At 73.6% G+C, this 11657-nt stretch carries 14 protein-coding genes; 7 read left to right on the forward strand and 7 right to left on the reverse strand.

What is annotated here, in order from left to right:
* The first annotated feature begins 79 nt into the window (after nucleotides 1-79).
* Nucleotides 80-442 carry a winged helix-turn-helix transcriptional regulator gene (locus BN6_RS19400; protein WP_015101409.1) on the forward strand — a complete coding sequence of 121 codons (363 nt, stop codon included), beginning with the start codon at nucleotides 80-82 and terminating at the stop codon, nucleotides 440-442.
* A 15-nt stretch (nucleotides 443-457) separates the two neighbouring features.
* Here BN6_RS19400 and BN6_RS19405 read toward each other — a convergent pair whose 3' ends face one another.
* Entirely contained in the window at nucleotides 458-988 is a 531-nt protein-coding gene (locus tag BN6_RS19405) for a MarR family winged helix-turn-helix transcriptional regulator (RefSeq protein ID WP_015101410.1), read from the reverse strand.
* A gap of 84 nt (nucleotides 989-1072) precedes the next feature.
* Here BN6_RS19405 and BN6_RS19410 point away from each other — a divergent pair, with 84 nt between their 5' ends.
* Nucleotides 1073-2419, forward strand: a complete 1347-nt coding sequence (locus BN6_RS19410) for an MFS transporter (protein ID WP_015101411.1) — start codon at nucleotides 1073-1075, stop codon at nucleotides 2417-2419.
* 49 nt (nucleotides 2420-2468) lie between these two features.
* Here BN6_RS19410 and BN6_RS48915 read toward each other — a convergent pair whose 3' ends face one another.
* Together BN6_RS48915 and BN6_RS19420 are read right to left on the reverse strand one after the other, a co-directional pair.
* A complete protein-coding gene (locus tag BN6_RS48915) occupies nucleotides 2469-3554 on the reverse strand; it encodes a trypsin-like serine protease (RefSeq protein ID WP_015101412.1) in 1086 nt (361 codons plus the stop codon).
* Nucleotides 3555-3910: 356 nt separating this feature from the next.
* Entirely contained in the window at nucleotides 3911-4183 is a 273-nt protein-coding gene (locus tag BN6_RS19420) for a carbohydrate binding domain-containing protein (RefSeq protein ID WP_231905340.1), read from the reverse strand.
* 408 nt (nucleotides 4184-4591) lie between these two features.
* Between BN6_RS19420 and BN6_RS19425 the strand changes: the two genes are divergently transcribed.
* From BN6_RS19425 to BN6_RS19440, 4 genes are all read left to right on the forward strand, one after another.
* Nucleotides 4592-4927 carry a hypothetical protein gene (locus BN6_RS19425; protein ID WP_041313303.1) on the forward strand — a complete coding sequence of 112 codons (336 nt, stop codon included), beginning with the start codon at nucleotides 4592-4594 and terminating at the stop codon, nucleotides 4925-4927.
* Nucleotides 4928-4943: 16 nt separating this feature from the next.
* Nucleotides 4944-5924, forward strand: a complete 981-nt coding sequence (locus tag BN6_RS19430) for a hypothetical protein (protein ID WP_148302933.1) — start codon at nucleotides 4944-4946, stop codon at nucleotides 5922-5924.
* A 214-nt stretch (nucleotides 5925-6138) separates the two neighbouring features.
* Nucleotides 6139-7086, forward strand: coding sequence for an ArsR/SmtB family transcription factor (locus BN6_RS19435; RefSeq protein ID WP_015101416.1), 948 nt, complete (start codon nucleotides 6139-6141; stop codon nucleotides 7084-7086).
* 53 nt (nucleotides 7087-7139) lie between these two features.
* Nucleotides 7140-8348: a cytochrome P450 family protein gene (locus BN6_RS19440; RefSeq protein ID WP_015101417.1), complete on the forward strand. Its 1209-nt coding sequence runs from the start codon at nucleotides 7140-7142 to the stop codon at nucleotides 8346-8348.
* Nucleotides 8349-8360: 12 nt separating this feature from the next.
* Here the strand turns inward: BN6_RS19440 and BN6_RS19445 are convergent, their stop codons facing one another.
* Entirely contained in the window at nucleotides 8361-8822 is a 462-nt protein-coding gene (locus tag BN6_RS19445; protein WP_015101418.1) for a hypothetical protein, read from the reverse strand.
* 385 nt (nucleotides 8823-9207) lie between these two features.
* Between BN6_RS19445 and BN6_RS19450 the strand changes: the two genes are divergently transcribed.
* On the forward strand, nucleotides 9208-9726 hold the full coding sequence (locus tag BN6_RS19450; RefSeq protein ID WP_041313309.1) for an EF-hand domain-containing protein: 519 nt from the start codon (nucleotides 9208-9210) through the stop codon (nucleotides 9724-9726).
* Between the two features lie 180 nt (nucleotides 9727-9906).
* Here the strand turns inward: BN6_RS19450 and BN6_RS19455 are convergent, their stop codons facing one another.
* From BN6_RS19455 to BN6_RS19465, 3 genes are read right to left on the reverse strand one after another with little or no spacing between them, the layout of a single operon-like run.
* A complete protein-coding gene (locus BN6_RS19455) occupies nucleotides 9907-10431 on the reverse strand; it encodes a GNAT family N-acetyltransferase (protein WP_015101420.1) in 525 nt (174 codons plus the stop codon).
* Entirely contained in the window at nucleotides 10428-10814 is a 387-nt protein-coding gene (locus tag BN6_RS19460; protein ID WP_231905341.1) for a DUF6204 family protein, read from the reverse strand. The genes BN6_RS19455 and BN6_RS19460 overlap by 4 nt, the downstream gene beginning before the upstream one ends.
* On the reverse strand, nucleotides 10811-11620 hold the full coding sequence (locus BN6_RS19465; RefSeq protein ID WP_015101422.1) for an alpha/beta fold hydrolase: 810 nt from the start codon (nucleotides 11618-11620) through the stop codon (nucleotides 10811-10813). The genes BN6_RS19460 and BN6_RS19465 overlap by 4 nt, the downstream gene beginning before the upstream one ends.
* Between the last annotated feature and the right edge of the window lie 37 nt (nucleotides 11621-11657).

Genomic DNA, 11657 nt, shown 5'->3' on the forward strand with positions numbered 1-11657 from the left:
GGTGGTCGCGGCCCACCTTACACTGTGGTTTCCACAGCACTGACTTTTACGCAGCGCTCACCGGCGGTAAGCTGTCCGGGTGAAGTTCGACGTCTTCGCCAAGGACTGCCCGTCGCGTGCGGTATTGGATCACCTGACCGGCCGGTGGGGCGTGCTGACCCTGGCCGGCCTGCGCAAGGGGCCCGCCCGGTTCAACGCGCTGCGCCGCCGCGTCGACGGGGTCAGCGAGAAGATGCTCGCCCAGACCCTCCAGGCGCTGGAGCGCGACGGTTTCGTGCGCCGCGAGGTGCTCGCGGCCATGCCGCCGAGCGTGAACTACTCGCTGACCGAACTCGGCGAGAGCACGGCGGACCACCTGCTCGCGTTCATCGACCACGTGCAGGCCCGGATGCCCGCCGTGCTCGACGCCCGCGCGTCGGCCGACGCGGCGCAGGCCCGCTGACCCGCTCCGGGGTCGTCAGGCGGGCCCGGTCTCGCCCACGACGCGGAGCAGGTTCTCGATCATCGCCTCGGCGTCCGGCGGTTCCGGGGCGCCGCCCAAAGCCTCGGTCACCCGGTTCATCGCGGAGGTGATGGCGCGGGCCTCCTCGGGGGTCACGTGCCGGGCGAACACCTCGCGGATCGCGCCCAGGAACGTCGTGGTGGAGCCGCGCAGGACCTCCCGGCCCTGGTCGGTCAGCACCGCGTAGGTGATCCGCAGGTTGTCCGGATCGCCCTGGCGCTCGACCAGGCCCTGCTTGGCCATCGCGGTGACCACTTGGCTGATCCCGCTGCGCGAGACGAACACCTGCTGTGCCAGTTCGTTCATCGGCAGCCGGTGGCCCTCGGCCGCGCCGAGCCGGGAGAGGACCTCGCCCCAGGTCAGGGTGAGCCCGGCGTGGTCGCGCAGCACGGCCTCGATCCGCCGCGCGGCCAGGGTCTGCGCCTTCCAGGTGGCCATCCAGGCGAAGAACCGCTCGTCCACCAGCTCGGAGATCTCGTCCCGCATGCCGCGGAACCCTACGCGAATCCCGTTCGACCTGAATGGTGAAGCTCTGTATGGTTCAGCTCTTCACTGAATTCGGAGGGGTGGATGGAGCGCAACGGGATGAGGTGGGCGCTGGTCGCGATGCTGGCCGCCGCGGCGATGGACCTGATCGACACCACGATCGTCACCGTCGCCGCGCCCGCGATCCGGGCCGACCTGGCCGCGAGCGCCGCCGAGGTCGAGTGGTCGGTGGCGGGCTACGCGCTGGCCTTCGGCGTCGGGCTGGTCGCCGGCGCGCGGACCGGTGACCGGTTCGGCCGGCGGCCGGTGTTCCTGGCCGGCGTGGCGGGGTTCGTCCTGGCCTCGCTCGCCTGCGGCCTCGCGCCCGGCCCCGGGGTGCTGGTCAGCGCGCGGGTCGTGCAGGGCTTGGCCGCGGCGGTGATGATCCCGCAGGTCCTGACCGTCATCCAGGTCTCGGTGCCGCGCGCCCGGCGGGCCGGGGCGTTCGCCGCGTACGGGGCGACGGCGGCGATCGGCACGGTGTCCGGTCCGCTGCTCGGCGGCCTGCTGGTCGAGGCCGACCTGCTCGGGCTCGGGTGGCGGTCGGTCTTCCTGGTCAACGTGCCGATCGGCGTGCTCGCGTTCGCCGTCGCGGCGCTCACCCTGCCCGATTCCCGCGCGCCCCGGGCGCGACGGCTCGACGTGGTCGGGACCGTGCTGCTCGCCGCCGGGCTCCTGCTGGTGCTCCACCCGGTGGCCCAGGGTCCGAGGCTCGGGTGGCCGTGGTGGGCGGTCGCGCTGCCGTTCTGCTCGGTGGCGGTGGTGGCGGCATTCGTCGCGTGGCAACGCCGTGCGCCGTCGCCGTTGGTGCCGTTGAGCCTGTTCAGGTTGCACGGGTTCGTGGGCGGGGCATGCGCTCAGATCGCGCTCTACGCCGGTGTCACCGGGTTCTTCCTGGTGCTGGCGGTGGAGTTGCAGACCGTGCACGGGTTCAGCGCGTGGGGTACCGGGCTGACGTTCGTGGCGTGGTCGGCGGGCATCGCGGTGGCGTCGGCGTTCTCCGGGAGGCTCGCCGCCCGGTGGGGACGGCGGCTGACCGTCGCGGGCGCGCTGGTGATGTGCCTGGGCATGATCGGGCTGCTGGTCGCGAACGGACCGGTGATCGGCGCGGCCGACCTGGTGCCGGGGTTGTTCGTGGCGGGCCTCGGGATGGGGCTGGTCGCGCCCACGCTGGTGGAGGTGTCGCTGCGGGAGGTCGACCTCGCGCACGCCGGGGCGGCCTCCGGGGTGGTGGCCACGGCCGGGCAGCTCGGGGGAGCGCTCGGCGTGGTCGGGCTGGGCGCGGTCCACCTCGTCACCGGGGACCTCGCCGCCGTGCTGTGGTGCGAGGTGGCGCTGTTCGCGTCGGTGGCGGTGTTCCTGTCGGCCGCCTCGCGGACTCGCGTTGCCTGACAAGGGGAACCCGGCCCGCCGCGAACGGCGGGCTGGGCCTCGCGGCGGTCTAGAACTCGACGCTCCAGGCGTCGAGGTAGCCGACGTCCTGCGGGCCGACGTCCTGCACCTTCAGCTTCCAGGCCCCGTTGGCCACCTCGGACGAGGCGTTGACGGTGTAGGTGGTGAGGATGTTGTCCGCCGAGTCGGCGGACGAGCTCTTCAGCCGGTAGGTGGAGCCGTCCGGGGCCACCAGGTCCAGCACCAGGTCGCCGCGGTACGGGTGCTTGACGTCCACGTTGACCTTCAGCCCGGCCGGGGCGTTGCCCGCCTGGCCGGAGACGGTGACCTGGCTGGTCACCGCCGCGCCGTTGTCCGGGATGTCGAGGTTGTCGGTGTTCTCGAACTTCTTGCCGGGCGGGGTGGTGCCGCCGGTCTGCTGGTTGATCCACGCGACGTTCGCGGCGATGCCCGTGTACAGGGTCGTCGTGGCGCACTCGCCGTTGTTGTCGCCCGGACCGTGCGTCTCGCCGACCAGCGTCCAGTTGCCGCGCGTGCCCACCAGGGCCGGGCCGCCGGAGTCGCCGTGGCACGCCGAGTGCGTCCGGTCGCCGGAAACGCAGACGTCGGTGGACGCGCCGCCGCCCGCCGCGCACCGGCTGGACGCCAGGATGGTCAGGTCGATCTCCTGGAGCGTGGACGGGTTGGAGCACGACGGCCAGCTCGTGCAGCCGTAGCCGATCAGCCGCACCGGGCTGCCCGCCGCCGGGTTGGCCGTGGCCATCTTGACCGGGGTCAGGGTGGAGGGCTGGGACAGGTGCATCAGCGTCAGGTCCGTGCCCGAGCGGTTCACCACGCGGTCGACGCTGCGCACCTCGCCGCCGGAGCTGCGGGTGTTGGACCCGAGCCGGGCCGAGCCGGCGCTGCCGCAGTGGGTGGCGGTGACGATCCACTGCGGTGCCACCAGGCTGCCGCCGCAGCCGTTGCTCATCTGGGCGTGGAACGGGTAGACCTCGGTGGCGTTGTGGCCGCCGATGACCTGCACCTCCACCGGCGGGTCGTCGGGCGCGGCGAAGGCGTCGTGCCCTGCGCCGGTCACCAGCGCCAAGGCCATGCCGATGAAGGCGGCACGGCTCAGCAGGCGGGCGGTTCTCATGGGTCTGCCTCTCGATCGCGCGGCAGGAACCACGCGGACACCGGGAAGGGCGGGTTCGCGCGGGCGGCCCGGGGGCGCGTACCCGGTCGCCTCTGAACCATTGCGCGTCAACGGCCCGAGAAGGTCATTCAAGGTGGGCATCCAGCGCATTTATGGTCAGTCGCGCTGGGTGATCGACGGGCTGTCGAAAAGTATTTGACCTGCGGCGACGGTGATCGGTGAGGGAGCCGTGGCAATCGGTTGTCCCAACGGGCGAAACGAACTGTGAACTGGTGAAAGGGAATGCCCGGCCGGAAAAGGACATAACCGGAAAACGGCGGGTGTGCCCTTATCCCGGACACATCCGCTGTTTTCCGTCAGCGCACCCACGCCTTGAGCGTGTACGACTTGCCCGGCGTGAGGGTCACCGGCTGGGACGCCTGCCCATTGCCCGACCCGCTCGGCGTGACCTGCAGCGCGTGCGTGCCGGAGTGGGCCGCGGTGCTGACGATCGCGTCGCCCGGAGCGGTCCACGGGGTCAGCCCGCCGTCCTCGAAACCGCCGTTGACGACCGCGCCGCCGGGCACCGCGCCCTTGACCTCGACCGAGAAGGTGGCGGAGTGCGGGGCCGACGGGCCGGCCCCGGTCACGGTGAAGGTGTAGTCGCCGGGCACCGCCGTGGCCGCCGCCGCTGTCGCGCTGGAGGGCTCAGAACGACAGCGTGTTGAAGGTCAGGTACTCGGCACCGGACTGCTGCGCCAGGGTGGCGGGGTTCTCGCCGGTCCAGGACTCGAAGTAGGGCGCGAACACGACCACAAGGGTTGTCAAGACGTCTCGTGGTATGCGGCTTGCGTCGCGAAATATCCGCTGTCATGCGGAAGCCCGCGGTCTAGTCCACAGTGGACTGTCGTGGGTGGGGTGTGACCTGTGCCGCACGGCGGGGGCAGGTTCGTGCCAACGCTCCCGTCCGAGGGGCTTCTGGACCGATGATCGGGGCCGGTGCGTACCGGTGGAGCCGGTGCTCGCGGAAACGGTGGCCGCGGAGTGGGGGTCTCGGGGTGAAGGTGGCGCTGGTCGTGGTGCTGGTGGCGCTGGCGGGCGGGTTGCTGTTCGCCATCGGCGGGCTGGTGGTGAAGGCGGTCGGCGGGGTGCGGGAGGTGTTCCCGAAGGTCGTGGACGCGGTCGGGCGCGGTGAACCGGTCGCCGTGGTGGGCGTGGGCGCGGTCGCGGTGCTGCTGGTCGTGCTGGTGGTGATGTGGATCGGTGCCCGGCCGGGCGGGGTGCACCGGCCGGGCCACTGGGAGACCCGCGGTGAGGACCGCCATTGGGTTCCCGATGACAGCGGCCCCGATGACAGCGGTCGAGAAGGCAAGGGTCGGGAAGGCAGGGGCTGAGGCGACCGTGGTCACGGTGGGAATCCTGGTCGCGCTCGTCGCCGCGGCTGGGGTGTGGTGGTTCGTCGGCCGGGCGCGCCTGGCCGACGCCCCGGCGTGCGCGCGGTGCCGGCACCGGTACACCGCGCACTCGGCGTTGGGCGGGCCGTGCCGGTCCACCGACCCCGAGGCGTGCGGGTGCGCGGAGTACCTCGAAGTGGTCGGCCGGGCGTTTCGCGGGGCCATGGTGCGGGAGGCCGCGGTGCGGCCGTTGCGCCGGTTGGCGGCCGGCTACGACAGCGACACGCCCGCGCGCCGGGTCGTGGAGGACTTCCTGGCCAGGCGGGACTGGCTGGTCGGCGTGGGGCCGGACCGGGAACCCGCCGCCGTCCCCGAGGACGTGCGCCGCGCCGGGTGGCTGGAGGTCCTGGGCCGGCGGGACCGGCTCGCGGTGCGGTGTGCGCGCGAGGTCCTGGCGTCGGTGGGCAGCCGGGAACTCCCGTTCCGGGGGTGGCAGGAGATCGACCCCACCACCCGGGAGGGCGCGGAGTGGGCGGCCCGCCTGCGCCCGGCCGCGCGGACCGCGGCGCACGAGGTCGTGGACATGGGGCGCGGGTCGGGTCGGAGCCTGATGGACCCGGTGAGCGGCGCGCCGGTGATCCGCCGTCGTGGCGGGACCCTGCACGCCGCCCTGCTGCGGCGGCTGCCGGCCGGCGAGGTGTTCGCGGAACTCGTGGTGGCCGACGTCCGGAGCGTGGCCGCGACCCGGCAGGCGGTCTGGGTGCGCGGGTCGTCCGGGACCCTCCACCCCGCGCCCCGGAACTCGGCCGGGCGGTGGACCGCGCACGAGCTGGCGACCCTGGCGGAGTCGTTGATGGACGCCACCGGACCGGCACAGCGGCCCGACCGGCTTCCGGAGGCCCGGCGTCGCCTGGTCGAGTACTTCGACCGGGACTGGCCGCCCGGCACGGTGTTCACCCGGGCGGAGTTGGCCGCCCGCCTCGATTCGACCCGATAGGGCTTGGCCCGGTGGGATGCGGCGCGGTGAGTTGCGGCGAAGGGGAATCGTTCGGGGCGGGAACCGTGATGGCGGCCGGGTCGTTGTAGGTGCGGGGGTGGGGGCCGGAGTCGACCTTCGTCTCTGCGGGTGCAGCCGGCGGGATGGCGCGTCACCGCGAAGATCCGCGACAACACTGTGCGGCAAGGGGGAAAGCTACTCACGGGGGGATTCCGTGCTGCGCGTCATCTTCACGACTGACGACCTGGTGCGCACAACCGTGGCACCGACCGCCGACCCGTTGTGGGAGGTGGTGCTGGGCGGTTGTCGACTGCGCGACCGGGATCGCCCGGCCGCATTTCACGAGTGGTCGCTGGAAATGCGCCGGAGACTCGATTCCCGCAGCCCGGCGGTGCGCGTGCTGCACCTGCTCTCGCCCGCTCCGGACCTGCTCACGCCGCCCGAGGCGGCGGCCGGTCTGGAGGCGGGGCTGGCCGCGCTGCGGGCCACCCCGGCGCATCGGGTGCGCGCGGAGCTGAGCCGGTTCCGGCCGTTGCCGGAATGGACGAAGCCGTTGGCCGGCGGTGACCGGCGGGCGTTGGCGGTGCTCGCCGACATGGTGCGGCACCTGCATTCCCGGCTGGTCGCCCCGTATTCCGACGTGATCCGGGAAAGTGTGAACGCCGATCGCGCGCGGCGGGCCCGCGACCTGGTGGACGGGGGTGTGCACGCGCTGCTCGCCGGACTCGGCCCGTACGCCCGGTGGGAGCCGCCGGTGCTGGAGGTGGACCACCCGGAGGAGCGCGAACTCCCGCTGCGGGGGCGCGGTCTGCGGCTGGTCCCGTCGTACTTCGGCCGGCAACGGCCGTGCACGCTGGCCGACCCCGCCGCGCCGCCCGTGCTGGTGTACCCGCTGGAGGACGGCGACCGGTGGCGGGGCGCCGAACCGCGCAGCCTGGACGCGCTGCTGGGGCCGACCCGCAGCGCGGTGCTGGAGTGCGCGCGGGCCGGCGCGGGCACGACGGAACTGGCCCGCCGCGTCGGCACGTCGCCCGCGTCGGTCAGCCGGCACACCGGGGTCCTGCGGGCGGCCGGGTTGCTGCGGACCAGTCGGCACGGCACGCAGACCGTGCACTCCCTGACCGTGCTGGGCGAATCGCTGCTCGCCGGCCACCAGCGGTAGGCCGGCATTCGGGGGGCTTGTACAGAGGGTGTCCGAGTGGTCACCATGAGTGGATGGACCCCTATCGCTTAGACCTGACCGGGCACGACATCCACGCCGAAGGCGCGCTGCTGCGCGACCGCGGCCCGGTGACCCGGGTCGAGCTGCCCGGTGGCGTGGTCGCCTGGTCGGTCAACCGGATCGACCTGCTGCGGCGGCTGCTCGCCGACCCGAGGGTGTCCAAGGACGCCCGGCGGCACTGGGCCGCGTGGCGCGACGCCGAGGTGCCGGACGACTGGCCGCTGCACATCTGGGTGTCCGTGGAGAACATGTTCACCGCGTACGGGCCCGACCACCGGCGGTTGAGATCGTTGGTGGCCAAGGCGTTCACGCCGCGCCGCACCGACGCGCTGCGGGCCGGCGTCCAGGCGATCGCGACCGACCTGCTCGACGCCCTCGACGCCGGACCGGACCTGGTGGACCTGCGCGCCGGGTACGCCAACCCGCTGCCGATCGAGGTGATCTGCCGGCTCATCGGGGTGCCCGACGAGGCCCGCCCCGGCCTGCGCCGGGCCGTGGACATCTTCTTCGACACCACGGTGACCCCGGAACTCGCGACGGCCAACCGGTTCGACGTCCGCCGGATCCTGGAGGACCTGGTCGCCGCCCGCCGCCGGGACCCGCGCGACGACCTGACCAGCGAGCTGATCGCGGTCCGCGACGAGGGCGACGGCCGGCTGACCGAGACCGAGCTGGTGGACACCCTGATCCTGTTCATCGCGGCCGGCCACGAGACCACGGTCAACCTGCTCGACCACGCGATCACCGCGCTGCTGACCCACCCCGGGCAGCTCGCCCTGGTCCGGTCCGGCGAACGGGGCTGGCGCGACGTGGTCGAGGAGACGCTGCGCTGGCAGGCCCCGGTCGCGCACCTGCCGCTGCGCTACGCGGTGGAGGACCTCGTGGTGGCCGGCGTGCCGATCCGGCGCGGCGAGGCGATCCTGGCGTCCTACGCGGCGGCGAGCCGCGACCCCGGGCTGCACGGCCCGACGGCCGACGACTTCGACCTCGCCCGCGCCGACAAGGAGCACCTGGCGTTCGGGCACGGCGCGCACTACTGCCTGGGTGCCCCGCTGGCCCACCTGGAGGCCGAGATCGCGCTGCCCGCGCTGTTCGAGCGGTTCCCCGACGCCGAACTCGCCGTGCCGCCCGGCGGCCTGCGCCCGGTGCGGTCGTTCATCTCCAACGGCCACGACAGCCTGCCGGTCCGCCTGCGGCCGTGAGTCGACCCGGGCCTACCGCAGGTGCGGTTCGAGGGCGTCGGCGATCGCGGCGGCCCCGACCCAGTGGTCGCCGGCGCGGGCGTCGGCGGGCAGGTCGACGGTGACCAGCGGCGGTTGCGCCAGGACGATGTCGGTGCCGGCGGGGTAGAGCCGCAGCGTGGTCGCGCCGGGGTGCAGCGGCAGCACGGCGGGCGCGCCGCCGACGGTGCAGGCCAGGGCGATGACCTGGTGGTCGTTCTCGGCGGGGTCGACCCGGACCTGGTCGGTGCGGACCTCGATGCCCTTGCCCACGAGGTGGGCCGCGACCGCGTCGGCGAGACCGTCGCTGGCGGCGATCAGGCGGGCGCGGCGCAGGATGTCGGCGTAGCGGGCATCGTGCTCCTCGGCCTGGCCGTCGGGTGCCGCGGTGCGGAGTTCGGTGAAGCGGGCGCGGGCGTCCTGCTCGACGCGGGCGAGGTCGACGGTCTTGGCCATGCCGGGTGGTGCTCCTGCCTTGCGGTGCTCGGGGTGACGACAGACTGTACGTCCCTCAACCGCAAAAGTGCGGACAGGTATGGCGTGTCGGTGCATCCTTCCGGGCGTACCGATAGATCCATTCGGCCGGCGCGGGTGGGGCAGCGCGGGCCGCAGGGGCACCTACGGGCGCGGGGCGCGGGTCACGCGGGTGGGGTCACGCGGCAGGGGTGGCGTGGCCGGCGATGTGGTGCGGAGGGGTCACGCGAGTGGGCGGCGTCGGCGGAGTTCACCCGACCGGTGGGTTCTCGGGGCCGGCGGCGAGTCGGGCCGAGCGCGGACCGCGGGGCCGGTGAACCATGGCACCTCTCGGCACGTGGGATCACAGTGGAAGGAACTGGGGAGCATGTCTTCGGAAGCCGCCCGGCGCATCGAGTTGTTCTTCGAACTCCTGGACGTGGACGGCAACGGCCACATCGACGCGCACGACTTCGTGCTGCTGGCCGACCGGCTCGTCCGGTCGGTCCCCGGCGCCCGCCCGGACGCCCGGGAGGCGCTCGTCGTGGCGTGCGGATCGTTCTGGGCGGCGCTGGCCGCCGAGGCCGACGACGATGACGACGTCACCGTGACGCTGGACGAGTTCCGGGCGTCGGTGTCCTCGCCGGACCAGTTCGCCGACGTCATCGAGGAGTACGCCGACGCGGTCAGCCGGTTCGGCGACCCGGACGGCGACGACTTCGTGACCCGCGCCGACTTCGTCGCGATGACGACCGCGGCGGGCTTCGACCGGGACAAGTCCGGCGAGCTGTTCGACGCCCTGGGCGCGACGGCCGACCGGATCCCGAAGCACGTCTGGTACGAGTGCATCCGGGACTACTACACCGGGGCCAAGACGAGCACGCCCGGCAACGTGATGGTGAGCTGAACCCGGGCGCGACAGCGGACGGTCGCGCCCACGGCGCGATCCGGCCGCTCCCGCGTGGGAGGCGGTCGTGCGGCCGGTGCCGGCGGCGTGCTGACAGGCACGCACGACGCCTGAGTGGACCGGCACCCCGCCCGCGGATCAGTCCCGGAGAACCTAGACCACACCAGCTTCGCGGAAGCGTTAGCTGGCTGGGCGCTCGTAGATGATCTCCAGCCCGTCCTCGTCGTCCCACTGCTCGCCGTTGCGGACGAACCCGTACTGGGCGACGAGCCGGTAGGAGGCGTCGTTGTCCGGGCTGATGGTGACCCGGACCGTGCGCACCTCGGGCTCGTCGGCGGCGCGGCGCAGCAGCGCTTCGAGCGCGGCTCGGGCGTAGCCGCGCCGGCGGTGCTCCGGGTGCACCGCGTACCCGATCTCCACCATGCCGGCCGCGTCGGGCGGCCCGTGGTAGCCCGCCCGGCCGACGGCCAGCTCCCGCCGCTCGTCCCAGATCGCGCCGGTCACCCACGCCGCGCTCGCCGGGTCCCGCTCGGCCTGCTCCTGCCGCATCCGCCACACCCCGCGCCACTCGGGCCCGGCGAAGTAGTCCGGCAGCGGCACCGGGGCGATCGCGTTCGCGCCGGCCGCGTCGCCTTCGGCGAGGGCCTGGAACACCGGGCCGGTCAGGTGGACGATGCGGACGGCGGGCGCGGCGGGATCGCTCACGCGCGCCTCTTGGGCCGGTTGACCTTCATCAGGTCGACGTCGGTCGCCGACGCCCGCAGGTCGCGGAAGTCCACCCCGAACTCCTCGACGGCCCGCGCGGCGAGCCCGAGCGCGCGATCACGGACCGCGCGGTCGTCGTCGGCCACCTCGGCGCGGAACTGCACGCGGTAGCTGAAGAAGTCGAGCGCGCGGTCGTAGGACAGCGCGCCCTGCTCGGAGAAACCGTTGGTGAGCACGCCGTGCCGGTCGACCTCGGCCAGCAGCCGGGCGCGCCCGGCGTCGTCGAGGTCGGTGAACCGGCCACGCACCATGACCCGGTAGGTGTGCTCCGCCATCTGGTCCCCACTGTCGCCGTCGTGCTCCGGTGGCACATGGTCGATCACGCGGGCGTGGTCCGCAATCGGATATTTCGAAGGAAATCGCCGACCGCGCGGGCGAAGCCGGCCGGGTCGTCGTCGTGGATCCAGTGGCCCGCCTCGGGGAACTCGACCAGGCGAGCGCCCGGCCGGCGGGCGACCATGTCGCGGGCCAGTGGACCGGGCAGCAGCGGGCTGCGGCCGCCGTGCAGGACGAGGGCCGGGCAGGTCGAGCCCAGCCAGTCCGGCCACCAGTCGCCGACGCAGCCCTCCTGCACGGCCATCATGTCGTCCCAGTCGAACAGCAGCCGCCAACCCGAGCCGTCCTCGACCGCGCTCGCCAGGAAGTACGCGCTGTCCGGCACGTGCGCCCCGATCGCGCGCGCCAGCCCCTCGCGGGTCGGCGCGGACGTCGGCCGGCCCCGGACGTCGAGCACCGGGTGCGGCACCTCCGGCGGCCCCATCACCGGGCCGACGTCCTCGACCACCAACGCCGACACGAGGTCCGGCCGGCGCGCCGCGAGCTGGTAGGCGGTGATGCCGCCGGACGAGTGCCCGAGCACGACCGCCGGGCCGAGGTCGAGGTGGTCGAGCAGGTCCGCGGCGTCCGCGACGAACTCGTCCCGGCCGTAGTCGGCGGCCCGTCCACTGTGCCCGTGGCCGCGCTGGTCGGGCGCGACGACGCGGGCCCGGCCCGCCAGGTCGGTGGCGAGCCGGGCGAACACCGCGCCGCGGCCGAACGTCCCGTGCAGCGCGAGCACGGGTGTCCCCGCGCCGCCGGAATCGGTGTACGCCAACGTCGGTCGGTCCGCGCGCGTGAACAAGAGCCCCATCGGGCCGAGGGTAGGCCCGCCGCGCTCCTGCGGCGGA

Origin of the sequence: Saccharothrix espanaensis DSM 44229 (genome assembly GCF_000328705.1) — a bacterium.
Classification (GTDB): domain Bacteria; phylum Actinomycetota; class Actinomycetes; order Mycobacteriales; family Pseudonocardiaceae; genus Actinosynnema; species Actinosynnema espanaense.